At 68.7% G+C, this 26,601-nt stretch carries 31 protein-coding genes and 2 rRNA genes; 14 read left to right on the forward strand and 19 right to left on the reverse strand.

Translation table 11 applies throughout. The features are described 5' to 3' along the window. The 3 genes from BLR21_RS35445 to BLR21_RS42895 all read left to right on the forward strand — a co-directional run. Window positions 1-104 (forward strand): 23S ribosomal RNA (locus BLR21_RS35445); the annotation flags it as partial. 109 nt (window positions 105-213) lie between these two features. Next, window positions 214-330: ribosomal RNA gene (gene rrf, locus BLR21_RS35450) — 5S ribosomal RNA — on the forward strand. A 165-nt stretch (window positions 331-495) separates the two neighbouring features. Further along, the gene (locus tag BLR21_RS42895) at window positions 496-660 is read left to right on the forward strand and encodes a hypothetical protein (RefSeq protein ID WP_157513017.1); all 165 of its coding nucleotides are present in this window, start codon (window positions 496-498) and stop codon (window positions 658-660) included. 2 nt (window positions 661-662) lie between these two features. Here BLR21_RS42895 and BLR21_RS35460 read toward each other — a convergent pair whose 3' ends face one another. Then, complete coding sequence (locus BLR21_RS35460) at window positions 663-1,253, reverse strand: LURP-one-related family protein (protein ID WP_090013359.1); 591 nt, start codon at window positions 1,251-1,253, stop codon at window positions 663-665. Next, window positions 1,250-1,609, reverse strand: coding sequence for a nucleotide pyrophosphohydrolase (locus BLR21_RS35465; protein WP_090013361.1), 360 nt, complete (start codon window positions 1,607-1,609; stop codon window positions 1,250-1,252). Before BLR21_RS35465 ends, BLR21_RS35460 begins: the two co-directional genes overlap by 4 nt. 88 nt (window positions 1,610-1,697) lie before the next feature. Here BLR21_RS35465 and BLR21_RS35470 point away from each other — a divergent pair, with 88 nt between their 5' ends. Then, window positions 1,698-2,498, forward strand: coding sequence for an NmrA family NAD(P)-binding protein (locus BLR21_RS35470; RefSeq protein ID WP_090013363.1), 801 nt, complete (start codon window positions 1,698-1,700; stop codon window positions 2,496-2,498). Here BLR21_RS35470 and BLR21_RS35475 read toward each other — a convergent pair. From BLR21_RS35475 to BLR21_RS35485, 3 genes are all read right to left on the reverse strand, one after another. After that, window positions 2,471-3,388, reverse strand: coding sequence for a hypothetical protein (locus BLR21_RS35475; RefSeq protein ID WP_090013365.1), 918 nt, complete (start codon window positions 3,386-3,388; stop codon window positions 2,471-2,473). The genes BLR21_RS35470 and BLR21_RS35475 overlap by 28 nt on opposite strands. Window positions 3,389-3,450: 62 nt before the next feature. Beyond that, a complete protein-coding gene (locus BLR21_RS35480) occupies window positions 3,451-4,566 on the reverse strand; it encodes a hypothetical protein (RefSeq protein WP_143028023.1) in 1,116 nt (371 codons plus the stop codon). A gap of 28 nt (window positions 4,567-4,594) precedes the next feature. Then, entirely contained in the window at window positions 4,595-5,494 is a 900-nt protein-coding gene (locus BLR21_RS35485) for a helix-turn-helix domain-containing protein (RefSeq protein WP_090013367.1), read from the reverse strand. 254 nt (window positions 5,495-5,748) lie between these two features. Between BLR21_RS35485 and BLR21_RS42900 the strand changes: the two genes are divergently transcribed. Then, the gene (locus tag BLR21_RS42900; protein WP_176929937.1) at window positions 5,749-5,886 is read left to right on the forward strand and encodes a hypothetical protein; all 138 of its coding nucleotides are present in this window, start codon (window positions 5,749-5,751) and stop codon (window positions 5,884-5,886) included. On the opposite strand, the gene BLR21_RS35490 is transcribed toward BLR21_RS42900, so the two are convergent. From BLR21_RS35490 to BLR21_RS35520, 7 genes are all read right to left on the reverse strand, one after another. Next, the gene (locus tag BLR21_RS35490; RefSeq protein WP_030479927.1) at window positions 5,883-6,515 is read right to left on the reverse strand and encodes a hypothetical protein; all 633 of its coding nucleotides are present in this window, start codon (window positions 6,513-6,515) and stop codon (window positions 5,883-5,885) included. The two genes, BLR21_RS42900 and BLR21_RS35490, sit on opposite strands and share 4 nt — an antisense overlap. Window positions 6,516-6,624: 109 nt before the next feature. Next, window positions 6,625-9,255 carry an AAA family ATPase gene (locus BLR21_RS35495; RefSeq protein ID WP_090013368.1) on the reverse strand — a complete coding sequence of 877 codons (2,631 nt, stop codon included), beginning with the start codon at window positions 9,253-9,255 and terminating at the stop codon, window positions 6,625-6,627. Then, complete coding sequence (locus BLR21_RS35500; protein WP_090013370.1) at window positions 9,252-10,088, reverse strand: metallophosphoesterase family protein; 837 nt, start codon at window positions 10,086-10,088, stop codon at window positions 9,252-9,254. Before BLR21_RS35500 ends, BLR21_RS35495 begins: the two co-directional genes overlap by 4 nt. An 8-nt stretch (window positions 10,089-10,096) precedes the next feature. Beyond that, window positions 10,097-10,483: a hypothetical protein gene (locus BLR21_RS35505; protein WP_090013373.1), complete on the reverse strand. Its 387-nt coding sequence runs from the start codon at window positions 10,481-10,483 to the stop codon at window positions 10,097-10,099. Continuing rightward, window positions 10,480-12,882, reverse strand: coding sequence for an AAA family ATPase (locus BLR21_RS35510; RefSeq protein ID WP_090013376.1), 2,403 nt, complete (start codon window positions 12,880-12,882; stop codon window positions 10,480-10,482). Before BLR21_RS35510 ends, BLR21_RS35505 begins: the two co-directional genes overlap by 4 nt. Window positions 12,883-13,001: 119 nt before the next feature. Next, on the reverse strand, window positions 13,002-13,358 hold the full coding sequence (locus tag BLR21_RS35515; RefSeq protein WP_090013378.1) for a peptidase inhibitor family I36 protein: 357 nt from the start codon (window positions 13,356-13,358) through the stop codon (window positions 13,002-13,004). Window positions 13,359-13,397: 39 nt separating this feature from the next. After that, window positions 13,398-14,207, reverse strand: coding sequence for a DUF72 domain-containing protein (locus BLR21_RS35520; protein ID WP_090013381.1), 810 nt, complete (start codon window positions 14,205-14,207; stop codon window positions 13,398-13,400). Between the two features lie 17 nt (window positions 14,208-14,224). On the opposite strand from BLR21_RS35520, the gene BLR21_RS35525 reads away from it, so the two are divergent. Next, the gene (locus BLR21_RS35525; RefSeq protein WP_090013384.1) at window positions 14,225-14,959 is read left to right on the forward strand and encodes an arylamine N-acetyltransferase family protein; all 735 of its coding nucleotides are present in this window, start codon (window positions 14,225-14,227) and stop codon (window positions 14,957-14,959) included. Here the strand turns inward: BLR21_RS35525 and BLR21_RS35530 are convergent. Next, window positions 14,914-16,632: a glycoside hydrolase family 5 protein gene (locus tag BLR21_RS35530; RefSeq protein WP_090013386.1), complete on the reverse strand. Its 1,719-nt coding sequence runs from the start codon at window positions 16,630-16,632 to the stop codon at window positions 14,914-14,916. The two genes, BLR21_RS35525 and BLR21_RS35530, sit on opposite strands and share 46 nt — an antisense overlap. Window positions 16,633-16,765: 133 nt before the next feature. On the opposite strand from BLR21_RS35530, the gene BLR21_RS35535 reads away from it, so the two are divergent. The 4 genes from BLR21_RS35535 (at window position 16,766) to BLR21_RS35550 (ending at window position 18,423) form a co-directional block, all read left to right on the forward strand. Further along, complete coding sequence (locus tag BLR21_RS35535) at window positions 16,766-17,053, forward strand: type II toxin-antitoxin system Phd/YefM family antitoxin (protein WP_090013389.1); 288 nt, start codon at window positions 16,766-16,768, stop codon at window positions 17,051-17,053. Continuing rightward, the gene (locus tag BLR21_RS35540; RefSeq protein ID WP_256335143.1) at window positions 17,041-17,448 is read left to right on the forward strand and encodes a type II toxin-antitoxin system VapC family toxin; all 408 of its coding nucleotides are present in this window, start codon (window positions 17,041-17,043) and stop codon (window positions 17,446-17,448) included. Before BLR21_RS35535 ends, BLR21_RS35540 begins: the two co-directional genes overlap by 13 nt. Window positions 17,449-17,495: 47 nt before the next feature. Then, the gene (locus tag BLR21_RS35545; protein WP_090013391.1) at window positions 17,496-17,999 is read left to right on the forward strand and encodes a DUF2199 domain-containing protein; all 504 of its coding nucleotides are present in this window, start codon (window positions 17,496-17,498) and stop codon (window positions 17,997-17,999) included. A 97-nt stretch (window positions 18,000-18,096) separates the two neighbouring features. After that, window positions 18,097-18,423: a hypothetical protein gene (locus tag BLR21_RS35550; RefSeq protein WP_090013394.1), complete on the forward strand. Its 327-nt coding sequence runs from the start codon at window positions 18,097-18,099 to the stop codon at window positions 18,421-18,423. Between the two features lie 76 nt (window positions 18,424-18,499). Here BLR21_RS35550 and BLR21_RS35555 read toward each other — a convergent pair whose 3' ends face one another. The 4 genes from BLR21_RS35555 to BLR21_RS35570 all read right to left on the reverse strand — a co-directional run bounded on the left by BLR21_RS35555 (window position 18,500) and on the right by BLR21_RS35570 (window position 23,242). Next, window positions 18,500-20,608, reverse strand: a complete 2,109-nt coding sequence (locus tag BLR21_RS35555) for a 3-hydroxyacyl-CoA dehydrogenase NAD-binding domain-containing protein (protein ID WP_090013397.1) — start codon at window positions 20,606-20,608, stop codon at window positions 18,500-18,502. Further along, window positions 20,605-21,822, reverse strand: a complete 1,218-nt coding sequence (locus BLR21_RS35560) for a thiolase family protein (protein WP_090013399.1) — start codon at window positions 21,820-21,822, stop codon at window positions 20,605-20,607. The genes BLR21_RS35555 and BLR21_RS35560 overlap by 4 nt, the downstream gene beginning before the upstream one ends. A gap of 92 nt (window positions 21,823-21,914) precedes the next feature. Further along, a complete protein-coding gene (locus BLR21_RS35565) occupies window positions 21,915-22,364 on the reverse strand; it encodes an ABA4-like family protein (RefSeq protein WP_090013401.1) in 450 nt (149 codons plus the stop codon). Further along, a complete protein-coding gene (locus BLR21_RS35570; RefSeq protein ID WP_090013404.1) occupies window positions 22,361-23,242 on the reverse strand; it encodes a hypothetical protein in 882 nt (293 codons plus the stop codon). Before BLR21_RS35570 ends, BLR21_RS35565 begins: the two co-directional genes overlap by 4 nt. 61 nt (window positions 23,243-23,303) lie before the next feature. Between BLR21_RS35570 and BLR21_RS35575 the strand changes: the two genes are divergently transcribed. The 3 genes from BLR21_RS35575 (at window position 23,304) to BLR21_RS43335 (ending at window position 24,594) form a co-directional block, all read left to right on the forward strand. Then, window positions 23,304-23,945: a MerR family transcriptional regulator gene (locus BLR21_RS35575; RefSeq protein ID WP_090013407.1), complete on the forward strand. Its 642-nt coding sequence runs from the start codon at window positions 23,304-23,306 to the stop codon at window positions 23,943-23,945. Window positions 23,946-24,161: 216 nt separating this feature from the next. After that, the gene (locus BLR21_RS43330) at window positions 24,162-24,398 is read left to right on the forward strand and encodes a hypothetical protein (RefSeq protein ID WP_218131063.1); all 237 of its coding nucleotides are present in this window, start codon (window positions 24,162-24,164) and stop codon (window positions 24,396-24,398) included. Further along, window positions 24,385-24,594 carry a hypothetical protein gene (locus BLR21_RS43335; protein WP_218131064.1) on the forward strand — a complete coding sequence of 70 codons (210 nt, stop codon included), beginning with the start codon at window positions 24,385-24,387 and terminating at the stop codon, window positions 24,592-24,594. The genes BLR21_RS43330 and BLR21_RS43335 overlap by 14 nt, the downstream gene beginning before the upstream one ends. 97 nt (window positions 24,595-24,691) lie before the next feature. On the opposite strand, the gene BLR21_RS35585 is transcribed toward BLR21_RS43335, so the two are convergent. Beyond that, window positions 24,692-25,180 (reverse strand): GNAT family N-acetyltransferase, encoded by a 489-nt coding sequence (locus BLR21_RS35585; protein WP_090013409.1) that lies wholly within the window; start codon window positions 25,178-25,180, stop codon window positions 24,692-24,694. A gap of 92 nt (window positions 25,181-25,272) precedes the next feature. Next, window positions 25,273-25,869 carry a TetR/AcrR family transcriptional regulator gene (locus tag BLR21_RS35590; RefSeq protein WP_090013412.1) on the reverse strand — a complete coding sequence of 199 codons (597 nt, stop codon included), beginning with the start codon at window positions 25,867-25,869 and terminating at the stop codon, window positions 25,273-25,275. Between the two features lie 69 nt (window positions 25,870-25,938). Here BLR21_RS35590 and BLR21_RS35595 point away from each other — a divergent pair, with 69 nt between their 5' ends. Then, complete coding sequence (locus BLR21_RS35595; RefSeq protein WP_090013415.1) at window positions 25,939-26,580, forward strand: O-methyltransferase; 642 nt, start codon at window positions 25,939-25,941, stop codon at window positions 26,578-26,580. The last annotated feature ends 21 nt before the right edge of the window (window positions 26,581-26,601 follow it).

A 26,601-nucleotide genomic window follows, 5' to 3' on the forward strand; every position in this document is an offset into this window, starting at 1 on the left:
CGTGAGTTAAGGCCCCCAGCTAGACCACTGGGTTGATAGGCCAGAGGTGGAAGACCGGTAACGGTTGGAGCTGACTGGTACTAATAGGCCGAGGACTTGTTACAAAGACGCTACGCATCCACTGTGCGGTTCTGGAAGAACAACCAGGACCGATCGAACCCGCTGGCAGGTTGTTTTCTGCTGGTTCGGGGTTCAGGTTGAATTCCATAGTGTTTCGGTGGTTATAGCGTTGGGGAAACACCCGGTCCCATTCCGAACCCGGTAGTTAAGCCCTTCTGCGCCGATGGTACTGCACTGGTTACGGTGTGGGAGAGTAGGTCGCCGCCGAACTTAATTTGCCCTGCGGGTCGAGCGCCACAAGCGCTCCCCGCAGGGCTTTTTCATGTCCGCGTGCATGTGTGGCCTGTGTTCATTGAGCGGCTGTCCGGGTGATGGGACCCCGGCGAGCGGGTGACGTGGGTCAAGCTCGGGTTGTACCTCCCTACCGTGATCGTCATGAACGAGCAGTGGGTAGGGGAGGCACCTTTGCGGTGGCGAGCGCGCAGGAGGCGGGGCAGGCACGCCCGCGAGCCCGCGCCGTCCTCGCAGTCGATCCTGCCCGCAGTGCTCGGCGTCGTGCTGCTGGTGTGCCTGATCCTCCTCCTGCTGACTTACCTCTAGTCCTAGCGGGACTGCAGCGCGTCGAGCGCCACGGCCTGAGCGATCACGAGCCGGCGGTCGACGCCAGGATCCTGGATCGAGACCAGGTAATGGTCGCGAAGCCAGGTCTTCTTGTCGACGCTGAACACGGGCGTGCCGTTCTCCGTGACGAAGTCAAAGTGATACCGCATGGGGAACGGCGCATCTCCGATCACCGGGATCCACTGCCACAGCCGGCGAAAGCCCGCGAGGAACTTGTTCCGCTCCGCTCCCGTCGCCTGACCCCAGCCGTGCTGCTCCAGGTGCCAGGTGGAGCGCAGCAGCGACTTCGCGAAGTTCTTGCGGAACAACCCGATCGACCTGCCCTGCCCGTCCGTCACGTCGTAGCCGCCGCCCAGGTCGAGCACCTTGCGCGCGTTGAACTCGAACAGCACCTGGCTCTTCGACGAGTCGGTGTAGATCGTGACCCGCTCCTTGATCTTGAGCCTCTTCTGCTCGGCGAAGCCGACCAGTTGGCCCGGTGCACCGTTGTCGTCGACGAACACCTCGTACCGGTTGACCATGAACGTGACCTTCTGGTGCACATGCAGGACGTGCACGTTCTGGAGACTCACTGCTCACCCTTCTCGACTGGTACAGGGATCAGGCTCCCGGACGGGAACCGCCGCTCGTTGCGATCGATCTTGGCGAACGCGGTCTCGACGAGGTCGACACCGAGCTTGTCCGCCAGCCTGGTCAGGTAGTGCATCACGTCCGCGAGCTCGTCGCGGACGTTCCAGGCGAGTTCCGGGTCCTTCATCGCGTCCTGTGCCTCTTCGGGCGTCAGCCACTGGAAGAGGTCGGTGAGCTCGCCGACCTCCGCGGACAAGGCCATCACCAGGTTCTTGGGCGTGTGGTAGCTGTCCCAGTCGCGGGCAGCGGCGAACGCGCGCAGGGCGTCCCTCAGGTCCACGAGATCACGCTGACTCATGACCCACTAAGTACCACGTGGACGAACGAGCAAGGATGGCGGCCGTTCAAGCATGGATCGTCCGCGTCAACGTTGATTAGCTCAAGTCATGTCAACATTGAGCGGAATCAACGCCTCGTCCATTCTCGTGCTCGGTGCCACCGGCAAGACCGGCCGCCGCGTCACCGACCTCCTCGGCTCCGCCGCACGTCCGGCGTCGCGGTCAGCGTCGACGAAGTTCGACTGGTCCGCCCCGGACACCTGGAAACCCGCAGTCGAGGGCACCACCGCCGTCTACGTCGTGCCGCCGGAGAACCCCTTTCTGCTGGCCGACTTCGTGCACGTCGCAGTGAAGGCCGGCGTCACCCGGCTGGTGCTGCTGTCGATGCGCGGCGCTCCCGGCGACGACCCGTTCGAGTCGGCGATCAAGGAGTCGGGTGCGGAGTGGACGATCCTGCGGCCCACGTGGTTCATGCAGAACTTCGACGAGGACATGTTCGCCGGGCCCGTCCAGCAGGGCGAGCTCGCTGTGCCCGCCGGTCAGGGCGTCCACCCGTTCATCGACGTGGTGGACATCGCCGAGGTCGCGGTCGTCGCACTGACGCAGCCCGGTCACCACGGGCAGACCTACGAACTCAGCGGGCCCGAGGCGTTGTCGTTCGCCGAGATGCTGGCGCGGATCGCCGCGGTGACCGGCAACCCCGTGCTGTACGCGGACATCGCGCCGGAGGCGTTCGCGGCCGCGATGCGCGGGCTCGGCTACCCGGACGAGATCGCGGACCTGGTCACGATGCTGCTCGTGCGCATCCGCACGGGAGAAGAGGCGCATTTGTCCGACGGCGTGCAGCGGGTTCTCGGCCGTGAGCCGAGGACGTTCGACGACTACTTGGGCAGCAGCAAGTTCGCCTGAAGTCCACGCGTGCCCTCGTTGGTGATGACGGCTTCGCAGAGAGCGCGTCCCGTGCGGGCGCGCCACTCCTGGGTCATGTCGCAGTAGCGAAGGCCCATCGCATAGGTGAGCTGGCCGATGCACTCGCCTTCGAGGAGTACCTCCAGCGTGTGTTCACCGGTGTGAGACCCCTTGACAATTCTGCAGTCGCGGAGTTCGGCGATGACATGCACGGGAGTGCGGCCGTTGACCACACGATGCAGCACGTACTGGTGGGCGGGCTCGCCCATGACGGCAACCTGGTGTTCAGCCGGCAACGTCGGCGCCGTGCCGAGTGCCTCGTAGTCGAGCAGCAGCAAGCGCGGGGCGCCGAGGTGCAGATGCACGCCATAGCGCTGGCCGCTCCCGATGATGCGGGCCGGGCACGAGCCGACCTCACCGCGTTCGGCCAGGTCGAGCAGAAGAGACTGGTAGTCGGCAGCCTGCTCGCTGCGCAGGTAGCCGGCGGCGACCGCGGTGCCGTCGCCGCGCAGCAGGTCGACCCGTACCGCCGCGTGGTCGTGACGGCCGGCGGACTCCGGTACGAGCACCGCGGTCGCCAGGACGGACCTGTCGTCCCTGGGGTCGGGCGCCGAAAGTCCGGTCACCTCCGCGATGGCGTCCTGGTGGTGCGCTTCGCCGACGATCGCGATGCGTCCGGCTGTCGACAGGCGGCGAAGGCGTGAACGGGTGCGTGCCGGGACGATCTGATCAGCCGTGTTGTTCTTGGTGCCGATGAACATCAACGCGAACAGCGCGAGACCGAGGACGAAGCCCAGTGGGCCGAAAGCAACGGTCAGAACCAGCGCGAGCACGGCTACGGCGATCAAAACGGCGGCAGGCGAGGGTTCTGTGCGTTGCTGCATCGTCATGGGGCATCCTCACGACTCGGCTTCCCGTCACTCTCAGTGTCGGGGATGCCGGGCGATGCGTTTCACATATCGCTCGTTTGGCCTAGCATGACGGGCTGGGGACTCCAGCCAGTGACCGGGCTTTGTCGCGGATCGGGATCGTCCATCAACGGTGAGTGAGGATTTTCCTCGGCGAGCCTCAACGCGGCACCAGTGGAAGCCCAGCCGCGAGCGAAGCCGTAGGAGACGCCACCGAAGATGAGAGCCCCGAAGACGAAGCTCCAGCTGCCGGTGAACGCGCGGAACACCGCATAGCCCGCCATCGCCGCCTTGAGGACACTCAGCACGAGCATCCCGTGATGCATGCCGTGCTTCACTTTCTGCTGGTTCGGCTGCATCGGCTGTGAGCGGCCCAAGTCCCACAGCTTCTTCGCGTTCGCCCAGCGCGTGCTGTCCAGGGGTGGCCGCGGATCTGCCTTCGCGCGCGCCTTCGCCCGTGCCAGGACCAGCCGCATCGCCGTCTCGACATCGTCGACGGGCAGCAGCCACTGCTGCCCGCCACCGATGATCCGCAGCACCGGACCCGGCGTGATCGTGAGCTCGCTCGTGTTGCCGAACCGCCACTGCGCGGGCGAGGTCACGAAGCCCGCCTCGATGTGGCTGATCCGGTCGAACCGGATCGCGACCCGCCCGACCGGCGACTCCCTGTGCCGGGGCGGCGGCAGCTTGTCGAGCAGCAACCTGCGCGACTGCACCCGCAGCCGCCCCTCGCCACGCAGTCCGATGAGGACCTCGACGGCCGAGCGCCGCACGTCGCCGGTGACCGGCCACGACACGACCTTCGCCGCGAGCCACGCGAGCCCCCAAGCGACCAATGGCGTCGCCACGGACAGCAGGGACTTCTCCCAGCCCGTCCCGGCGAGAAGGCCCATGAAGGCGACCGGCGCGGACGGCAGCAACGCGATGCGCGTCCACGCCGCTGTCATCCACCAGAGCACCACGAAGAGCAGCAGTGCCACCGGGACAGGCCAGAACCCGTCGAGGTCGGTGAACTTCTCCGCGAACTCGGCTGCGAAGTCGAACTTGTCCTGCTTGCCGGGCAGCGACCGCTGGAGCAGGTACGACGACAGCGTCAGGTACCCGAACGGCACGCCGGCGTAGCTGAGCAGGATCAACGGCACGGCAACGAGATACCGCAAGAACATCATGTACAGCCCCCAGGTCGGATCAGTGGACCAGGGTAAGGCGTGCGCGTCCTCTCGGCCCTGGTTCTCCGCCACCCGGTAGTGCGGTCAGCACGAGCCCGAACACCAGTCCGTTCAGTTCTTCCAGGCCCAGGTTCAGTTCTTTGGCCACGTGCAACGGTGTCGTGCCGTTCTCGCGGAGAACCCTGAACACCTTCGTGAGCAGCTTCGAGGTCTCCCGGCGCGTCATGCCGCCCTGCACGAGGCTGTGGACGTTCGCCCACTTCGTGAACTGGTCCCTGCCCACGTGCCAGTGCCGGTGGTCGGTGCCGGGCAGTTGTCGCTGGGGCATCAGGAACTCGGCGGCGAACTCGTGCGGCTCGTCGTGCCCGAGGAGCACGGCGAGCTGGACGGCCGCGTCGAACCGGGCCTGCTCCGGCGTCGCCGACGGGGTGAGGAACACGAACGGCGTTCCGTTGTGCCAGCAGGAAAAAGCCATCTGCCCGGTGCAGTCGACCGGCAGCGAGAACACCCGAACACCGTGGGACTCGAGCAGCTGCACCATGTTCGGCGCCGGCCCGGTGGCGAGCCGCCACGCGTCACGCGTGCCCTGCGGCGAGGTGCGCGGCGGCGGCAGGTCTGGCTGGGGGAGCACGAACAGCCGGTCCAGCCACCCGTTGAACTCGATCGCGAGCTGCGCCGCCGCCGTCGCCTGCGCGTCGCGCGGCGGGTTCTGCGGCCGCGGCGGTTCCGGTGCCGTCAGGAACTCGGCCGGGAAACCGAGCGCACCCGCCAGCGATTCGACGGCGGCGGTCTTGGGCCTGCGCTGCCCGCGCTCGTACTCGCCGATGGCCCGTGCCGGCACGCCCGACTTCCGCGCCAGCTCGGCTGCGGTGAGTCCGCGCCGGGTGCGGGCGAGCGTGAGTCGCGAGGGCGTGAGCATGATCCGGTCATTGTCGCCGGTGGCGCGGCGGACTGCCAGGCGGGTCCTGGTGCGCCGGCCGGATCAGCGTGGCCCGGCTGTTCGGCGTAGCTTCGGGGACGTGGTGCGGAAGGATCATGACCTGTTGCGGGACTCGCTCGCGCGCAGCGCCTGGTTCGGAGCCTGGCTGCTCGGCCTGCTGTTCCTGGGTCTGTCGGTCGTCGGCCTGATCCGGTGGCCGCACGGGGTGTGGATGGCACCGATCACCCTGCGCGGTGCTCGCCCTGGCCACCACCTACCGGCTGCGTCACCCGGGCGGGTCGATCCTGCTCGGCGTGCTGACCCTGGTGCTGCTGGCAGGCGCCGCCGCACTGACCCACGTCGCCGTCGGCGTCGCCCGGCCAGTGTTCTAACGGCGGAGGGCGATCGGGAAGTCCACCTCCTCCGGACCGTCCACATTGGGTGCCTTGAGCTGCGGGAACTCCATCGGCGGCAACGGAATCCGATGTGCCCACCGCTCGATGATCTGGTTCTGCGGCGTCGGCTCCGGCTGCGACACCTCGCGCAACACCACGAGCCGGTCTTCGAGCTGCAGCGGGTACGTCACCAGGAACCACAACTTCAGCCCCTCGGTGCGCACGTTCTCGAACAGCGCGAACTGGTCGTGGTCGTTGTCCCGCATCATCGCCGCGAGGGCGGGCCCCTTCGCGTAGTCACTGCGCAACGGTGCCTCCGGCGAACCCGTGCCCCTGTTGCCCTGCAACGTGCCGAGCAGCACCGGGCGCGACGGGTGCCGGATCAGCCCCGCGTTCCAGTGGTCCAGGCGCTGCCACCCCTCGGCCGCCAGCAACTGCCGCAGCGTGCCCACCCGGTGGATCCAGTCGAGCAGGCCCGGCGCGTTGGTCGGCCCGAACGGCGGCGAGGCGGCGCGCGCGTCGATACCGGCGGCGATCGCCCGGTCCAGGATCGCGGTGCGCAGGCCCAGGTCGGCGAGCCTGTCGCCGGCGGTGGGGGTGAGCTTGCGGAAGGCGGCGTTGGTCATGGGGCGACGGTAGCGACGGGGTCTGACATTTCCGGGAAACTGCTGGTCGTGTACCGATGCGTCGGCACAGCGCCGGAACTGGACGTCAGGTGAGGACTGCACCAGCGGGTTATGCCGCCACCGGAGTGAGTTGGTGCAGCACGTCCCGCTCACCCAGCCGTTCCTGCGCCCACTCGGCCACCGCCGCGTCCTGCGCGAACAGGACGATCTGCCGGTCCGCGGACAGCTGCAGCAGCAGGTCCAGGACGGCGCGCGTGCGGGCGTCGTCTGCCTGCACGGTGACGTCGTCCAGCAGCAGTGGGCAGGATTCGGTGGCGAGGTGCTGGGCGAGGGCTACGCGCAGCAGCAGGTAGATCTGTTCCGCGGTGCCGAGGGACAGGCGTGAGGCCTGGTGCCACGACTCCGAGGCCGCGCACACGCGCACGGTCAGGGTCGACGGGTCCACGGCGGCGTCCACGTAACGGCCGTCGGTCACCGTGGGCAGCCACGTTCGGAGTGTGTTCTCCAGGGCCGGGGCGATGGTGCTGTGCACCTTTTCGCGGGCCGCGGTGAGGTAGCGGGAAGCGAGGCCGATGGCTTCCACCTCGGCGGTCACCTCGGTGAGGGCCGAGGCGGCGGCCTGCATGGCTTCTTCCGCGTCCGGGACGCTGGGCAGGGAGCGAGCCAGTTCGGCGACGGTGGCCGCGAGGGAGTCCGCGGCGTCGGCCAGGGCCGGGTCCACCGGGTCGCAGGCGGCGTAACGGCCGGCTGTTTCCAGCAGGGTGGCGTGGTGGGTCTGGGCCGCTGAGAGGGTGGTCTCCAGGTCGTCCAGGGTGCCCCCGGCGATCAGGGCCTGGAGTTCGGCCCACGCGTTGCGTTCGTCCTCGGCCTCGCGCAGCAGGCGGTCCCAGCCGCGTTGCCACTCGGCGATCGCGCGCAGGAGGTCCTCCGGGCGGTCGCCGGTGCCACCGATCGCGGTGACGGCTTCGCGCAGCAGGTCCAGGGCTCGGGTGTGCGCGGCGGTCGCCTCGGCGACGGTGGTCTCGGCGAGGCGGCGGTCCGCCAGGGTCTGGGACAGCTGGGGGCGCTGGGCCGCCATCGACGCCTGGCGTGCGCGCACCTTGCAGTCGGTCTCGTAGTCCACCAGCAGGTCCGGCACGGTCATCGCGGCGTCGGCCTTGCCGCGTGCGGCGAGTTCCACGCGGATGGCTTTCTCGGTGCGGGCGACCTCGGACACCAGGTCGGCGTGTTCGGCCTCCCAGGCGGGGCGATTGGCCAGGCGCCACAACGTTTCGCGGTCCGCGGGCAGGCCCAGGGCCGCGCACTCGGCCACCGCCTCGTCGTGCACGCGCGCGGCTTCCACGGCCACCGCGCGCTGGCCCTCGGCCTCGGCCAGGGTGCGGTCCGCGCTGAACAACACGCTCCGCGCCTGGGTGGCGGTGGCCGCGCGTTCGGCGGCGAAGGTCACGGCGGTCTCGCGTGCACCGGCGTTGCCGCGCGACATCGCGCCACCGACACCGGCCACCAGGGCGGCGACGAGGACACCGAAGGAGGCGAGTTGCTGGCCGGTCAGGAACAGCAGCAGGCCCACCAGGCTCGTGAGGCAGCTCAGGGCCAGCAAAGCGTTGCGCAGGAACGGGTTCGGCACTGCGATCTCCTGCACGTGCGCCACCGCGACGTCCGCCTCGACCTGGGTGCGGGCCGCGACGGCGGCTGCCTCGTCCTGGTACTGGCGGGCGTTGTGCACGTCGATCGACGCTGTGGTCAGGCGGCCATCGGCGGCCGGGTCCAGGCGCGTGGCGATGCCGCGCAGCACGGATGGTTCAGCGTTCGTCGGCGGTGACGGCCGGCGTTCGTGGTGCGCGGCGGCGACGGCGGACGCGGTCGCGTAGGCCGAGGCCACGACGCGGAGTTCGTCGTCCAGAGCGGTCTCGCCGACGGGAAAGTCGGGCAGGGCCGCGAGTTCGGCCTCGAGTGCCGCCGCGGACGGGCCCGGCAGCACGCGCGGGGTCGGCGCGGCGCGCCACGCGGCCAGCGCGCGGTTGACCACGTGGGTCAGTTCCTCCTGCGCGGCGAGCCCGGACGGCGGCGAGTCGCCGAAGCGCTCCTGCAACTCGGCCAGCCGGTCCACCCTGGCGGAGAGCGAGGCGAGCGACTCCGCGTGCTCCTGAACGGCCAGCCGGGCACGAGCGGCGGCGGCCGAACGGGCCTGCGCGCTCAGTTCCAGGTAGCGCGTGTGCTCACGGCGAGCCGCGGCCAGGTCGGTTTCGGCCTCGCGCAAGCGGTTCCGCGCGGCCCGCAGCGCGTCCACGGGTGTGGTCAGACGTTGCAACGCCTGTTCCACTGTGCCGTCCGTGCCCGCGGTGGCCGCCGCCCGGCGCAGGTGGTTCTGCAAGCCGTCCGCCGCGTCCAGCACGGTCAGCAGCTGTGCCTGGTCCACGCACGCGGTCGCGGCGAACGACATGCGGTCCAGTCCGACCCAGCGCGAGGCGTCCGGCGCCAGGTCGGCGTTGAGATCACGGTCCACCGCGACGATCTCACCCGACTCCAGCGACACCGTGGCCGCCACCCGCCAGGACTCGCCGTGCCACGGACGGTGCCGCGCTGAGGGATCGCCGCACAAAGCCGCGCGGATCGCGGCGTGCCACGACGACTTCGCGGACTCGTTCACGCCCGACACGACGGTGAGTCCGGGCGCCAATGACAACGTGCGGTCGTGCAACGGCCCGAACGCGTGCGCGGTAACGGATTCGATCCTCATCGTTCCTCCAACGCGCGCAGGCCGGCCGACAGCACGCGGCCGCGCAGTGCCACGTCCAAAGCAGGATCAGCGAGCACGTCGCGCACGAACTGACCACGCACGGTCCGTTCCGCCGCAACGGTGTCGAGGTCCAGCAACGGGAACGTCTTCTCGGAGTCCAGCCAGCCGAGCGACCGCGACGCCGACACGTCGAACACCTCGCGCGACACCGAACCGTCCTCGCGCACCGTGCACAGAACGGCTCCGCGCTCACCGGTCTCGCCCGGCGTCAGCGGATCCGGGTTGCCGGGGAACGTGTAGTCGGTGGCGTGCTCCGGGGTGTGCACGTGCCCGAGGAACGCGTGGTCCAGGCCGGTGATCGCGACGTCATCGGGCGCGGAACCGTGGCACAGGGCCAGGTTCACGCCGCCCCGGTTCACCGCGAACCCGTCCAGGACGTCCCGCGCCGGGCCGGGTCCGACGTTCGCGGCACCCCACAGCGTGATGCCGTCGGAGAGTTCCACGGGTGTCATCGACTCCGACGAGAACACGTGCACGTTCGGCGTCCAGTCGACCTGCTGGTAGACCGACTGCGGCCCGTACCAGTCGTCGTTGCCCGGGGCCAGGAACACCGGCACCGGGCAGTCGAACGACGACCGCAGGAACTCCGCCGTCGAAGGGGAGCAGCGATCGTGCTCGTACAGGTCGCCGGCGCAGAGCATCGCGTCCGCACCGGATTCCTGGGCGAGGTCGACGATGTGGCCCAGCGTGTCACGTAACGCTCGACGCCGCTCCGGGCCCGCGCTGGGAAAGCGCGTGTCCAGGTGCAGGTCCGCGAACAGCAGCAGTTTCACCAGTGCCCTCAGGTGAGGTCGATGTTGCCGGAAAGGGTCAGGGCCGGCCCGAGAGAGGCCGCGACCGAGGCGGTGTCGGCGTGCCAGCCGGTCAGTTCCGCGACGGTCGGGGTCAGCTCGTAGCCGTGGTGCCGGATCGCGCGGCTCAGCGCGTGCCACAGCTGGGAGGCGTCGTGTGCCACGTCGGCGTCCACATGGGACGGAAGACTGATCAGCAACGCGTGCACGGGCCGGTCGGTGTTCCCGGCCCCGCAGGCGCGGGCCACCGACCGTTCCACCGCGGTGCGCAGAAGCTCGGCACAGCAACGGATCCGCACGCCGTCGAGCTGGCCGGGGCGCGCCAGCAGGTTCGCCACGCAGGTCAGCCGGTCCTGGACGTCGGACGGGAGGCTCATCGCTGCAGCCACCCCGCGAGCAGCTCGGTGTCGCGGATCAGCACGTCCAGGTCTCCGCTCTCGCCGCCGACCCGGCACGCCAGCAACAGGTCCACCGCCCACGATCCGACGACCTCCTCCAGGTGCGGCAACAGCTTCGCGGGTTCCGCGAGGTCGTCGAGAACGGCCAGCGCGAGCTTCTGCCTGGTCGTCAGCGCGCATTCGAGCAGGCGCTCGACCTCGGCGTGCGGTACGCCGCGGCCGAGCCGTTCGCGGCGGAACCGGGCGTGCGACGCCGCTTCCAGCGCGGCCCGGCAGCACGACGCCACGAGCTCGGCCCGCAACGCGTCGGGCAGGTCCTCGTCGACCCGCATCGCGCGGGCGTCGCCCAGGCAGCGGCCGACCGGGTCGTCGGACATCCGCACCTGCACGACGGAGTCCTCGCCGCGGCAGACCTCCCAGACCGTCGCCGGCAGCCGCAGCCGCCGCAACGCCTCCACCAGCCGTTCGTCGTGCGTGAAGACCACGACCTGGCGGGTCAGCCCGACGTCGGCGAGCACCTGCGCGAGACCGTCCACCTTGGACGGGTCCATCGCCTGCACCGGGTCGTCGATCATCACGAACCGGAACGGGCTCTCGTCCACCAGAGCGCGCGGCAGGAACAGCGCGAGCCCCAGCGAGTGCAGTTCGCCCTGGCTCATCACCGCGAGCGCCGAGTTCGAGACGCCGTCGACCGACACGTCCAGCTCGACGTTGCGGGTGCCGCCGAGCCGCACCGCGCCGAGGTCGACGTTGCTCTGCTGGCGCAACCGCTGCCAGATTCGCTGCGACTCCTTGGCGAACGGCGCGATCCGCTCGGACCGCAGTGTGGCCGCGGTCTTCCGGATCCAGTTCTCCGCCTCCGTCACGCCGGCGAGCACCTCGGCGTCCGCAAGCGCTTGCTGCGCCTGCGAATGCCACTCGAACAACGCGATCGCCATCGGCCGCCACACCAGGTCACGCCGGTCGATCTGCTCGCGCGCCACGGTCTTCAGCTGGTCCACGGCCCCGACGAGCTCCGCATACCGGCCGAACAACTCCTGGCGCAGCCGCACCGGGTCGTCGATCGAGACGCAGGCCTCCCACGCGTGCCAGGCCTGCAGCGCGATCGTCGTGTCGAGCACGCCCTGCGCCTCGGCCAGCACCTCGGGCACCGGCAGGCACAACGCCCGCGTGGCCGCGACGGCCACGTCCAGGCGGTCGGCGGCCTCATGCAGTTCGGCGGCGGCCCTGGCGAGATGCTCTGCGCGTTCCTTGGCCTTGCCGAGCCACATCCCGTCGAGCCTGCCGAGATCGCACACCGGGCACGTATGGCTGCCGCCCGACTCCTGCAGCTGGATCGCGAGCCGCAGGATCTCGCTGCACCGCAACGAGTCCTGCGCGTTGGCCGTGGCCACCACGCTGACCGCGCCGAGCGCCAGGTCGAGCGTCTCGCGGACCCGGTCGATCTCGTCGTCGGGAGGCAGCGTCACGTCCATGATCTGGTGCAGCAGGTTCGTGCCGGTGCCGACGTCCGCGCCGAGCGCGAGATCCGCGATGGCGTCGAGGTCGGGGGAGTCGCTGCCGAGCAGTGCGGCGGCGTGGCGGGCGCGTTCGTCCTGGGACGCCAGCAGCTCCGTGCGCACGCGTTCCCGTCGGTCGTGAGGGCGGGCGACGATCTCGGCGAGACGTTTGCGGTGCTCGGCGAGCGCTTGTTGCGCTTCGGTGATCGCTTCCAGGCCCAAGAGGCGGTGCATCGCCTCGTAGAGGTCCTCGGGTTGTGCGTCGAGAACGGTCCCCAGCTCGCTGTAGGGCAGGAACGGCCGGTAGGTCTCCAGCGCCTCGCGCCACTTGCTGTCGTCGAACGGCCTGTCGTCCTGCGTCCACTCGCCCTGCGCCAGGTTGTCCTGCGGCGCCCACTGCCTTCGGATCGTCGTCCTGTCCGTCCTGGCGGCTTCGACGAGCTCCAGTTCGACGGCGGTGTCCCGCTGGTGCAGGTTGCGCCAGCCCAGCCGCCACACGTCGTGCCGTGCTCGGGTCCAGCGCGAGTTGTAGCCGGTCAGCGCCAGTTCGGCGGCCTCGGCGAAGCTCGACTTGCCCGAGCCGTTGCGTCCGGTGACGACGGTCAGTCCTGGACCCGGTGCCAGCGGCAGGCGTGCCTGGGGCCCGATGCCCCGGAAGCCGCGCACCCGGATCTCCGACACGAAGATCTCCTGGCCAGGGCCGTCCGTCCGCTCTCGCGGGGCCTCTTGCCGTGAGGGCACACCGGCGAGCGCGCGCTCCAGAGCCGCCTCCCCCCGGCACGCCGCCAGCACCAGTTCTGCCGCACGTGGGGTGAGATCGTCTTTGGCCAGTCGCCCGGCCATCAGTTCGAGTAACCCGGCTTCACCCGCCACGGTCACATTTCCTCCAGCTGCCACCACTCGATAGGGCGGCAACTTAGGCACGAAAGGGGACCTACTGACGAGTACTCACACGATCGAGTGGTGTTACATAGGGTTACTAAAGTAGGTCGCCGTCGTTAGGGACCCCACACCTGGAGGCCCCTGATCACGAAGTAGGCGTCCGGCACGTAGGTGCCGTGCTTCGGATAGGTGGTGAACTCGGCCTCGGTCGAGCAGTTCTCGCGCTGGTAGACGGTCGCGTCCCTGCTCAGGCGGTTGGCGAAGGACCTGCCGGTCACGTTGAGCGTGATGCACTCGCCGGGGTTCGCCGATTCCACGTCGAGGCGCTGGGCGGTTCCCGTGTAGTCCGGGCCCGACCACACGCAGAACTCGCCCTTGTCGCAGGTCTTGTCACTCTGCGCGACAGCGATCCCACTGGAGGCGACCGCGCCCGCAGTGATCACCAGGGCGGCGATGATGCTCTTCGTCGACATGGGCGCACCTCCGTCCGGACGAGTGTGCGTCCGTTCGGCTCAATCGGCCAGACGATCTTGCAGCGCCTTGGCGTCGCGCGGCGCGTAGGCCTTCGCGTCGTTGTCGAAGTAGACGAACACGTCGCCCTGCTTCGCCCAGGCGCGGACCTTCTCCGCCCACTGGTCGAGGCCCTCGTCGGTGTAGCCGCTGACGTAGAGCTCGTCGTGGCCGTGCAGCCGCACGTAGACGAAGTCGCTCGTCACCTCCTCGATCAACGGGTACTTGCCGGCCGCGTCCGCGACCACCAGCGCGATGTCGTGGCGCCGGAGCAGCTCGACGAACTCCGGCGTGTTATAGCTGTCGTGGCGCACTTCGAGGGCGTAGCGCATCGGCCGTTCGGCGTCCGTGGTGGTGTGGGCGGGGTCGACGCGATGGTCGTGGCGCTTCGCGACCTCGGCAGCCTCCGTGGTGGTGCGGGGCAGGCCCTCGAAGAAGCCGGTGAGCAGGTCCGCGTCGAACCGCAGCGTGGGTGGCAGCTGCCAGAGGATCGGGCCGAGTTTCGGGCCCAGGGCGAGGACTCCGGACGCGAGGTAGTTCGCGAGGAGCTCGTTGCCGTCCTTGAGGCGCTTCATGTGCGTGATGAAACGGCTGCCCTTGACCGAGAACACGAAGTCGTCCGGTGTGTCGGCCGCCCACTTCTGGTAGCTGGACGGGCGTTGCAGCGAGTAGAAGGAGCCGTTGATCTCGACCGAACCGAGCTGCTCGCTCAGGTAGGCCAGTTCGCGCTTCTGCGTGACGCCCTTGGGGTAGAACACGCCGCGCCAGGGTGGGTAAACCCACCCCGAAGTGCCGATCCTGACCTCGCCCATGCGGTTATCGTGGCACGGTGGACGACTACCTACAGCGCATCGGTGCCTCTCGCACGTCGTCGTTGGCAGAGCTGCACGAGCGGCACCTGCTGAGCGTCCCGTTCGAGAACCTCTACACGCACATGGACACCCGGATCGTGCTGGAGATCCCGTGGCTCCACGACAAGATCGTGACGCAACGGCGCGGCGGGTTCTGCTACGAGCTCAACGGACTGTTCGCGGAGTTGTTGCGGCACTTGGGGTACAGCGTCGACCTGCTCGCGGCGCGCACGGTGGGCGAGGACCGGCGGCTCGGCCCGCCGTTCGACCACCTGGCGCTGCTCGTGGACGGTGCGTGGATCGCCGACGTCGGGTTCGGGGCGTTCACGTTGCACCCGCTCGACTGGAAGTCGCGCGAGGACCAGCACGATCCGTTCGGCGTGTTCCGGCTCGTGGACTCGGGTGACGACGTGGAGGTGCTGATGGACGGCAAGCCCTCCTACCGGCTCGAACGCCGGCCGCGCGACCTCGCCGAGTTCGTGCCGACCTGCTGGTGGCACCAGACCGCGCCGGAGTCGCACTTCCGCGCTGGGCCGATGGCGTCGCTCGCGTCGCCCGCGGGACGGATCACCGTGACGGACAAGAAGGTCGTGGTGACGGAGAACGGCCGCAAGACCTCGACGGATGTCGAAGATCCCGCGGCCGCGTTCCTGGAACACCTAGGACTTCACTTCCGGCAGAGCAACGCGTCCGGGGTCCTGCGCCAGTTGTAGGCGACGCCGGCGATGTGCTCGTTCTGCGCGCACTGGCCCTTGTAGTGCCCGTTGGCCCAGTCGCCGCCCTGGTCCGGCCGGTTGTCGCCGCGGTCGAACCAGACGACGCGGCTGGTGGAGCCGGTCGCGACCGGAGCGCAGACCAGCGTGAAGTTCGCGTAGCCGACGGCCGCGTTGTTGTTGGGGCACTGGAGCTTCGTGTAGCCGGACGCCCAGTCGTTGGTCACGTGCTGCTCGTTGGTGACCCTGGTCGTGCCGCTCCATTGTGGACCACTGACGCACAGGCCGCGGTTGCCGGTGTGGCTGATGCCGACCAGCTTCTCGTTCTGCGGGCAGGATTCCTTGAGGAGCTGGTTCCACCGCGTCTCCTGCGGGACCTGCCCGGTGCGGCTCGGCGCGGTGACGAGGCGGTTCCACGCGCCGGCCCGCCAGTCGTCACCGTCGTTGACGCCCATGCGGTTGCCGGCCGCGTCCCAGTGCAGCAACGCCCATCCGTTGCCGCCCCGGTCGGTGTGGAAGCCGACCAGCGGCCAGTAGGCGAAGTCGGTGTCGTTGGCGATCAGCTGGTTCACGAACCGCTCGAACCAGTCGCGCGCCTTGGGGTTGTTCTCCCCGCGGCCGCCGACGCCGAACTCGCTGATCCACAGCGGCGCGGTGAAGTGCTTCTGCGCCTCGGTGATGAAGAAGGCCTGGCGCTGCAGGACGTTGATGTGCTCCTGCGGCGAGAGGTCCTGGTAACGGGGGTCGGTCGTCTCGCCGATTCCGGTGGCACCGCTGTGGTTCGGCCCGGTGTAGCCGTAGAAGTGGGCCGAGTAGACGAGCTTGGCGGGGTTGGCGAGCGTGTGACTGAGGAAGCGCGCCGGCTCCAGCGTCGGCCGGCCGTGCGCGAAGCCGTCGACGGGGATGCCGGTCCAGTTGATGCCCTCGACGATGACGAGCAGGTCGGGCGCGGTCTGCTGGAGGCGGTCGGCGGCCTGCTGGGAGGCCTTGTGCCAGTCGTGGTCGTTGCCCCAGCCCCAGTTCGGGTCGTCCCAGACGTTGCGGCGCACCTCGTTGTAGAGATCCGCGCCGACCACGCGCTTGTTCGCCTGGTAACGGCCGGCCATGAACGCCCAGTCGTTGATCCACTGGTCGGTGCTCTGGCTGGTGTTCCACCGCTCGTTGCCGTCGACACCGCAGCACCACCGCGAGGTCGTGGTGTGGTTGTTGAGGATGACGGCGAGGTTGTTGCGGGTCAGTTCGGCCACGACCGCGTCGTAGACCTCCAGCGGCCGCTTTCCGTTGAGCTGCGTGTCCTTCAGGCCGCGGACGGGGTTGGTGTCCTTGAGCATCTGGTTGGAGAACGGCAGCCTGATGCTGTTGACGCCGATCTCCTTGAAACCACTGATGATCGTGGCCATGGTCGCGCGGTCGAGGCCGAGCGGGACCTGGTCGGCCTTCTCGCCGGAGTGGTGGTTGGCGGGGTCGTTGATGTCGCCGGAACCGGTGTAGGTGCCACTCGCACCGTGCCAGTTCCCGGACTTGAGCTTGAAGCGGTCGCCGTGTGCGTCGACGATCCACCGGCCTCGCGTGCTGAGGGGGCCGGTCCAGGCCGCCTCCTCCGCGTGCGCTTGCACGGGAGCCACGAGACTCGCGGCCAGGAGCAGGGGAGCCAAGACGCGAATCGTTCTCATATCTGAGGAGGCTAGTTGACCCGGACCGTGCCGCAAATACTCGGTTTCGATCGATCGGCGGCTCAGCCACAGCCGCTGGCCCGGTGTCGCTACTCCGTAGCACTTTTCTGCGTTTTGCGCTACAGTGGTGGGCATGCAGCAGCTCAAAGCCATCGGCCAGCGTGAGCTCCGCAACGACAACGCGGAGATCATGCGGCGCGTCGAGGCGGGTGAGAGCTTCGTCGTCACCCGCAACAACAAGCCCGTCGCCCAGCTCCTGCCGTACCGGGAGGACGCCGTGACGCGTCCGCCCCTGGGTGACGTCCAGGTGCTGTTCGGCACCCTGCCGTCGGTCGACGCGGACCGGTGGGAGGCCGACCGCCGCGCGGCCGACGAGGTGTTCGGCGCGGACGACCCGCTGGACGACCCGTGGCAGAGCTGAGCTGTCTGCTCGACACCTGTGTGCTGATCAGGCTCGAGCGGGCGAACCTGGGTGAGTACGTGAACGCCCAGCCGTTCCTGAGCGCCGTGACGATCGCGGAGCTCGCGTTCGGGCTCGACACCGAGGACCCGGTCGAGCGGTTCGCGCGCACGGAACGGTATTACGCGGCGCTGCAGACGTTCGAGGTGCTGCCGTTCGGTGTCGAGGAGGCCAAGGTCTACGGGCAGATGGCCTCGCTGGTGCGGCGCGCCGGCCGAAGCCCGCGCCCGAGGCGGATGGACCTGCAGATCGCGGCCACGGCGGCGGTCGCGAGCCTGCCGGTGCTGACGATGAACGTCAAGGACTTCAAGGACGTCGGGCGGCTCGTGGAGGTCGTGCCGATCCGTCAGGTCTGAGCGCCGCGGAGCAAGCGGGGCAGGCCGGTGACTCTAAGCTGGCTGCCGTGATTGCTCCGGGGTTCACCTGTTCGTGCTGCGGTGAGGTGCACGAAGGCCTTCCGCTCGGTTACTCGATGGCCGCGCCCGTGTACTGGTCGCCGGACGTCGCCGAAAAGCCGGGCAGCTTCCTCGACGGGGAGCAGTGCGTGATCGAGAACGAGCACTTCTTCGTGCGTGGCCGCATCGTTCTGCCGGTGCGCGACGCTGACGAGGGCTTCGAGTGGGGAGTGTGGGTGTCGATCTCGCCGGCGAACTTCGGCCGCATGATCGACGTGTTCGAGGACCCCGCCCGTGTGAACGAGCCGCCCTACTTCGGCTGGCTGTCGACGATCCTGCCTGGCTACGAGCTCACGACGCTCAACCTCAAGATCAACCTGCACACGCAGGAGGTCGGGGTGAGGCCGTTGGTCGAGGTCGAGCCCACCGATCACCCGCTCGCCGTGGAGCAGCGCGAGGGCATCACGGTCACGCGGGTGCAGGAGTTCGCGGAGATCGCTCTGCACCAGTGAGGGACGCACGCGCTGAGGATCGCGGGACACAGGAACATGACCTGATCGAAACATCCCAACGGCTAATGATCCCGCGATTCATCCCGATACGTGACACATGACTGTCACGGACATCGCGTCGTGGGGCACGGCGGACCACGTGCGAGCCGCGCTCGAACGTCACCTCGAAGGCGCGCTGGTAGAAGTCCCCGGAGACGACGACGCACCCCGCTGGGCGTTCAGCGAGGCGTTGCGCAGGTCGTTGATGCTGCGCCAGACGCACCCGTTCGACACCGTCGCCATCGGGCTGCCGGACCTGCTGCGCTACCGGGAACTGGTGGCCGGCTCCGAGGTGACGCTGCGCGCGACGAACATCGACGCCTACTTCATCCGCAAGGACGGGTCGGCTGAGCTCCACCAGCCGGAGATGGCACCGGAGGCCTAGGACCCCGCTGCTGGCGGTCCAACGACAGAGGCGCCCTCCACCAGCCGGTGGAAGGCGCCCCTGAACGTTGCGGCGATCAGGCGGGCACGGAGGCCACACCCGGTGCCAGGAAACGCTTTCCGGTCACCTTCTCCGAGATGCCGGTGCGGTCCAGGTACGGCGTGATGCCGCCCAGCCAGAACGGCCACCCGGCGCCCAGGAGCATGCACAGGTCGATGTCCTGAGCCTCCGCGACCACGCCCTCGTCGAGCATGATCCGGATCTCCTCGGCCAGCGCCTCCAGCGCGCGGGTCTTGACCTCGTCACCCGTCAGCGGCGAGTCGCCGAACTCCCACAGCGCCTGGACCTCGGGGTCGACGGTCTGCGCGCCCGTGGAGTCCCACTGCCAGACCGCGCCCTTGCCGGCGGCGACGAACTTCTTCATGTTCTCCGACACCGAGAAACGGTCCGGGAACGCGCCGTGCATCGTCTCCGACACGTGCAGCGCGACGGCGGACCCGACGAGCTGCAGCAGGATCATCGGCGACATCGGCAGGCCGAGCGGCTCGGTGGCCTTGTCGGCGACCTCGAACGACGTGCCCTCGTCGACCGACTTGATGACCTCGCCCATGAAGCGGGTCAGCAGGCGGTTCACGACGAACGCGGGCGCGTCCTTCACCAGCACCGAGGACTTCTTGAGCTGCTTGCCGATGGAGAACGCCGTGGCGAGCGTGGCGTCGTCGGTCTGCTCGGCGCGCACGATCTCCAGCAGCGGCATGACCGCGACCGGGTTGAAGAAGTGGAAGCCCACGACCCGCTCGGGATGCTTGAGCTTCGACGCCATGTCCGTGATGGACAGCGACGACGTGTTCGTGGCGAGGATCGCCTCGGCGGAGACGTGCTCCTCGACCTCGGCGAACACCTGCTGCTTCACGGCGAGGTCCTCGAACACGGCCTCGATCACGAAGTCGGCGTCGGAGAACGCGGACTTGTCGAGCGAGCCGGAGACCAGCGCCTTGAGGCGGTTCGCCTCGTCCGGCGAGATCCGCTTCTTGCCCGCCAGCTTGTCGATCTCGCTGTGGACGTAGCCGACACCCTTGTCCACGCGCGCCTGGTCGATGTCGGTCAGCACGACCGGCACGTGCAGGCGGCGGATGAACAGCAGCGCCATCTGCGAGGCCATCAGGCCCGCGCCGACGACACCGACCTTGGTGACCTTGCGCGCCAGCGACTTGTCCGGCGCCCCGGCCGGACGCTTCGCGCGCTTCTGCACCAGGTTGAACGAGTACAGGCCCGCACGCAGCTCGTCGCTCATGACGAGGTCCGCGAGGCCCTCGGTCTCGGCGGCGTAGCCCTTCTCCAGGTCGTTCTCGCGCGCCAGCTCCAGCAGTTCCAGAGCCTTCTGCGCACCCGGCGCCGCGCCCTTGGTCTTGCCGTGCACGATGCCCTTGGCGCGCGCGACGGCCGCGTCCCACGCGTCACCGCGGTCGATCTCCTTGCGGGGCACGGAGATCTCACCGCGCACGACGCCGGACAGCCACAGCAGCGACTGTTCCAGGTAGTCGGCGGAGTCGAACAGCACGTCCGCGATGCCCAGCGCGAGAGCTTCCTTCGGCTTGAGCATCTTGTTCTGGTTCAACGCGTTCTCGAAGATCACCGTCACGGCGTCGTTGGCGCCGATCAGGTTCGGCAGCAGCTGCGTGCCGCCCCAGCCCGGGAACAGGCCCAGGAACACCTCGGGCAGCGCGATCGCGGCCGCGTTCGACGCCAGCGTGCGGTAGTGGCACGACAGCGCGAGCTCCAGGCCACCGCCCATGACCGCGCCGTTGACGAAGGCGAAAGTCGGGATGTCCGAGTCGGTGAACTTCTTGAAGACCTCGTGGCCCAGCTGGCCGATCGTGACGCCCTGCGAGCGGTCCGTGGCCTGCTCGACGGCGGTCAGGTCCGCGCCGACGGCGAAGATGAACGGCTTGCCGGTCACCGCGATCGCGGCCGGGCCGGCGGCGTAGGCCTCGTCGAACGCCGCGCCGAGCGAGACGAGCGACTGCGGGCCGAACGTCGACGGGCGGGTGTGGTCCAGGCCGTTGTCGATCGTGATGAACGCGACCGGCTTGTCCAGGCCCGGCACCGAGATCAGCCGAGTCCTGGCGTGGGTGACGACCTCGTCGGGGAAGATCGCCTTTGCTTCCTCAGCGGTGATGGTCACTTGTTGCCACTCCAGTTCGGGTTCTCCCAGATAACGGTCCCGCCCATGCCGATGCCGATGCACATGGTGGTGAGGCCGTAGCGCACGTCCGGACGCTCGGCGAACTGACGCGACAGCTGCGTCATCAGGCGCACGCCGCTCGAAGCCAGCGGGTGGCCGGTCGCGATCGCGCCGCCCCACTGGTTCACGCGGGCGTCGTCGTCGGCGATGCCGAAGTGGTCGAGGAACGCGAGCACCTGAATGGCGAACGCCTCGTTGACCTCGAACAGGCCGATGTCCTCAATGGACAGACCGGCGCGCTGGAGAGCCTTCTCGGTGGCCGGCACCGGGCCGATGCCCATGACCTCGGGCTCGACACCCAGGAAGGAGTAGCCGACCATCCGCATGCCGATGGGAAGGCCGAGTTCGCGCGCGGTCTCCTCCTCGGCGAGGATGCAGCCGGTCGCGCCGTCGTTCAGACCCGCCGCATTGCCCGCGGTGATCCGGCCGTGCGGGCGGAAGGGGGTCTTGAGCTTGCCCAGGTCCTCGACCGTGGTGCCCGGACGCGGCGGCTCGTCGGCCGTCGCGAGGCCCCAGCCGTTCTCCGCCGAACGGGTCGCGACGGGCACGAGCTCCGGCCCGATCTTGCCGTTCTTGAGCGCGTCGGCGTACTTGGCCTGGGAAGCGGCCGCGTAGGCGTCGGTGCGGTCCTTGGTGATGTGCGGGAACCGGTCGTGCAGGTTCTCGGCGGTCTGGCCCATCACGAGCGCGCTGGTGTCGACGATCCGGTCCGACAGGAAGCGCGGGTTCGGGTCGACGCCCTCGCCCATCGGGTGGCGGCCCATGTGCTCGACACCGCCCGCGATGGCGACGTCGTAGGCGCCGAACGCGATGCCGCTCGCGGCCGTGGTCACGGCGGTCATCGCGCCCGCGCACATGCGGTCGATCGAGTAGCCGGGGACCGACTTCGGCAGGCCCGCGAGCAGTGCGGCGGTGCGGCCGAGCGTGAGGCCCTGGTCGCCGATCTGCGTGGTCGCGGCGATGGCGACCTCGTCGACCCGCTCCGGCGGCAGCTCGGGGTGCCTGCGCAGCAGCTCACGGATGACCTTCACGATGAGGTCGTCGGCACGGGTCTCGGCGAAAATCCCCTTGGGGCCGGCCTTGCCGAACGGCGTGCGGACGCCGTCGACGAAGACCACGTTCCGAACCCGTGCCGGCGCTGCTGGTGCGGCCACGGCGTCTCCTCCACTTGTGGTGACAACTCTGTCCACTACCGGCCGGGCTGCGCGACATCCCTACCGGTCGGTAACGCCAACTCTAACCCTAGTTACTGGTGAGTAACCACAGCGGCACCCCTGTTCTTTGTGTCACACACCTTGCGCACGATCAGGAACAGCGGCAACCCGACGGGAGCCAGCAGAATCGTGATCACCAGAACGGGTGCCATGACCAGCGGGTGGACGTCGAGCCGCCGCCCTTCGAGGTACATCCAGCGCCCGACGAACAGGTCCCACGCGAGCATGTGCGCCCACACCAGCGCCGCGCCCGTCGGCGTGCTCATGAACTCGGCCAGCGCGCCGATCTCGGGCCTCGTGACCAGCGGCAGCAGCTCCGGCAGCACGGGGACCATCAGCACGATGTAGATCACGACCGGCGGCAGCACGATCAGGTAGGACTCGGCGATCCGCCGCGTCCACGACCACTTCGGCGCGAAGATCATGAGCGCCCAGAACGGCGCGATCAGCAGGAAGGTCAGGTCGAACAGGGTGGCGATCATGCGTCCACCAGCTCCTTCTTCGGTGCGCGCGCCCACACCACGCCGAGCGCGGTCGCGACGATGATCCCGGCGAGCGCGAGCAACGTCGTGCCGTCGGGCTGGAACAGGGGCTGGCCGCGCAACGCCTGCCAGGTCACGAGCAGGAAGATGCCCAGGAACGACCCGCTGAGGACCCAGGCGAGCTTCGCGTTGGCGCGGTGGCCGAGAAGCGCGACGAGCACAGGCAACACCTGCAACGCGTGCATGCCCACGAAGTGCCCGACCCGCAGGTCGCCGTGCTCGGTGCTCCACCCGGTGATCGCCATGTAGGCACCGCCGTCGGGCGCGCCGACCGTGTGCGAGCCGAGCGTGCCGCCGTCGAGGGCCTGGCCGGGCTTCGGCTGCGTCATCAGGAACCCGACGCCGAGCCCCAGGAACGAGATGACGAGCCCGAGCCGGATCGACCACGACAGGGCCTCGTTCTCGATCTTCGTGCGCCACAGCAGGACCGCGACGATCGCGTGCGTCACCCACAACACGACGATCGTCGAGCCCATGATCGAGAACAGCGCCGTGTCGAGCGGCGTCTCGAAGTTGAAGTGACTGCGCCTGCCCCGCACGACCTGGCCGACGATGACGACCATCTCCAGCGCTCCGGCCGTCGCCAGGACGGTGCCGGCCCACCAGCCGACGCGCTGGAACCTCTTCAGGTACGTGAGCAGCCACGCCAGCGTGAACGCGTAGAGCGCCAGCGACACGGCGAACTTGAACGGCTTGAGCCAGATCGGCGAACCGACCAGCATTCGATCGTCGACCAGCAGCCCGAGGAGTGAGACCGGAATCAGAAGCGCCATCGACCAGCCGAACAGGACTAACGGCCGGTGCCACGTGCGAAGCATCTCTCTATACCCCCTGAATGGATAGCGGCACTCTCTACTATCCGGAAGCTACACTATCCATATGCGTGTTGGCGAGCTATCCAAGCGAAGCGGCGTCGCGGTGCCGACGATCAAGTACTACCTGCGCGAGGGACTGCTGCCCGCCGGCGTGCTGACCAGCCCGAACCAGGCCTACTACGACGACGAGCACCTGCGCCGCCTCCGCCTGGTCCGTGCACTGATCGACGTGGGCGGCCTGTCCATCGCCTCCGTACGCGAGGTGCTCGCCGCCATCGACACCCGCGACGAGTCGCTGCACAACAAGCTCGGCGCCGTCCAGGAGGCCATCAGTCAGCCGGGCACGGTCGAGCTCGACCCGCTGGCGGTCGCGGACGTCCAGGCGTTCTTCGCGAGGCACGGCGAGACGGAGTGCGCCGACGTCACCGAGTCCAACGTGACCCACATGCTCGCGGCCGCGCTGTCCTCGGGCCGCTCGATCGGCCATGACCAGATCCGCGACCTCCTCGACCCCTACCTGGAGGGGTTGAAGATCATCGCGCAGGCTGACCTCGAGTACGTCGTCCGGCATACGTCGCCCGATGACGTCATCGAGGCGATGGTCGTCGGCACCCTCATCGGCGACACCGTCCTCAAGGCCTTGCGGCGGCTTGCGCATGCTCAGGTGTCGCGCGACATGATCGGCGACGGGCCCGCCCCGAACTGATATATCGGAGCAATATATTAGTTTTTGGGTTTGTGACCTGCTGTTTAGCAATGACTCTTTGGACTTCGTCTGCAAAAGACTCGTTGCAAAGGGTTGGGGACCGCGGAACGTTTCGATCGGCCTGCGTGAAAGAGCGGCAGTCCAGCCGGGCATGTCCTGGTGCAGCTGTCCAGACGCTTGACAACACTGCTGGCGACGGCCGGGTAAAGCTGGATCATGACCACTCGCGTGCCCTGGGACTCCGACAGCTACCTGGCGCTCGCCCGCCGGGCGTGCTTCATCTGCGAACTCCTCGCCGGCAACCCGGACTACCCGCACCACGTCGCCTACCGTGACGGCACCGCGATCGTCTTCGCGAGCAAGTTCCCCTCGGTGGCGGGCCACTTCCTGGTAGCGCCGGTCGACCACCGCGAGCACGCCATCGCCGACTTCACGCCCGTTGCTGCCCGTTGAACGGCTCTACGTCCTGTCGCTCGGCAGCCCGCAGGCCAACCGGCACGTGCACTGGCATCTCGCGCCGTTGCCGCCGGGTGTGCCTTACGAAGATCAGCAGATCGCCGCCTTCGAGGCTTCGCGCGGCGTTCTCGACGTGCCCGACGACGAGGTCGCCGTCCTTGCCCAGCGGCTCGGCGAGCGCATGACCGACTGATATATCGGCCGATATCAGTTCATTGCCTGCTGTGACCTGCTGCTTGGCAATGACTCTTTGGACTTCGTCCGCAAAAGAGTCATTGCAAGGGATGGGATCACGGGACGCGGAGAAGCCAGCGGGTCTCGCCGTCGTGGACCTCGTCGGTGGCGGTGAGGCCGGCGGACGTGGCGACGGCGGTGGACGCGTGGTGGTCGGGGTGGACGTGCGCGATCACGGTGCGGACCGGTTGGGTGGTCAGCCAGCTGACGAGGCCTTGGGCTGCCTCGCGGGCGATGCCGCGGCGCTGCCACCGCGTGCCGACGACCCATGCGATTTCGGCCGACGCTTCGGCTTGGGTGATCGTCGCCTGGACCGTGCCGGTCAGGCGGTCTTCGTCGCGAAGCCGGATCACCCAGTTCAGCCACCGCACCGCAGGGTCGGGCGAGCCCGCGGCCAATCGCTGGTATCGGGCGAGCAGCGCTTCCGGGGAGAGCGGGGTGCCGCCGGTGAACGCGTGCAGGGCCGGGTCCGCCAGCACTTCGGCCATCTCGGCGGCGTGCTCGGCTTGCAGCGGGAGCAGGTCGAGGCGGGCGGTGCTGATCATCGTGGGTGCCCCTTGCAATGGGTCGTTTGCGGACGAAGTCCAAAGTCTCATTGCTAAGGGGCAGGTCAGCATAGAGGCGGGGGACCGATATATCAGTTATGGGGTTGGTGGCGGTGCAGGAAGGCTGCTGCCAGGTCGTCGGTGAAGGTGCGGGGGACGGGGGCGCCGGTGACCAGGACGCGGTAGTAGATCGGGCCTACCAGGTGGTCGAGTGCTGTCTCGACGTCGAGGTCGGCGGGGAGTTCGCCGCGTTCGATCGCGCGTTGCAAGGGGAGGCGGTCGCGGTTGCGTTGGTGGCTTAGGTGGTCGTCGCGCAGGCGGGCGGCGAGTTGTGGGTCGTGCTGGGCCTGGCCGGTCAGGGCGCGGAAGACCGCGCCTGGGTCCGAGGTGGTGAGGAACTCGGCCAGGGTTGCCAGGTGCGCGCGGATGTCTGTGCCCAGGTCGCCGGTGTCCTGCGGGGTGAGGTGTTCGGCCATGTCCTCGGTGAACGCCTCCAGTAGTACGTCGACCTTGGACGGCCACCAGCGGTAGATCGTCTGCTTGGCGACGCCGGCTCGTGCGGCGATGCCTTCGATCGTCACGCCGGCGAATCCTCGTTCGGCCAGCAGGTCGTCGGCGGCTTCGAGGACCGCCTGTCTGGCTTCCTCGCTGCGGCCGTGCCGGTTTCCGCGATGCGTGGTGCTCTTCATCGCCACCTCCAGGAGGCGTACTTTAGTCAGGGCTAGGCTAGACGCTACGTTGCGTCTACTGTGGCGGGCATGGCGATCACTTTGTTTGAGGCGCGGGTTCGTTCGGTGCTTGATCGGCTCTTCGGTGCGGCTGGCGCGGATGACGGGTTCGATGCGCCGTGGGATGTGGTGCGCGCGGGTAGTGCGCAGGAGCGCGCCGATGCGTTGGCCGGGGTTTACCTGCCTATCTCGGCCAGTGGCGGCGAGCTGCTCTATGGGCTCGTGCGGTCCAGCCGGCCGGAGACCGTCGTCGAGTTCGGCACGTCGTTCGGGATCTCGACGCTCTACCTGGCGGCGGCTGTCGTGGACAACGGGTGCGGGCACGTTTACGGGACGGAGATGTCCTCGGCGAAGGTCGCCGCGGCGCGGAAGAACCTCGACGAGGCGGGGCTCGGTGGGGTGGTGACGATCCTGCCCGGCGACGCTCGTCGCACGTTGGCGGATCTTGCGGGGCCGATCGGGCTGGTGCTGCTCGACGGGTGGAAGGAGCTGTGCCTGCCGGTGTTGCGGGATCTGGAGCCGCGGCTCGCGAGCGGTGCGCTCGTCGTCGCTGACGACATCGACCAGGACTCGATGGCCGGTTACCTCGAGTACGTGCGCGATCCGGCGAACGGGTACGTCAGCGTCGCGTTTCCCGTCGAGGACGGCATGGAGATCAGTTGCCGGGCCTGAGCAGCGTTGACGACGGCACTC

The sequence above is a fragment of the Lentzea albidocapillata subsp. violacea genome (genome assembly GCF_900100275.1).
GTDB lineage: Bacteria > Actinomycetota > Actinomycetes > Mycobacteriales > Pseudonocardiaceae > Lentzea > Lentzea violacea.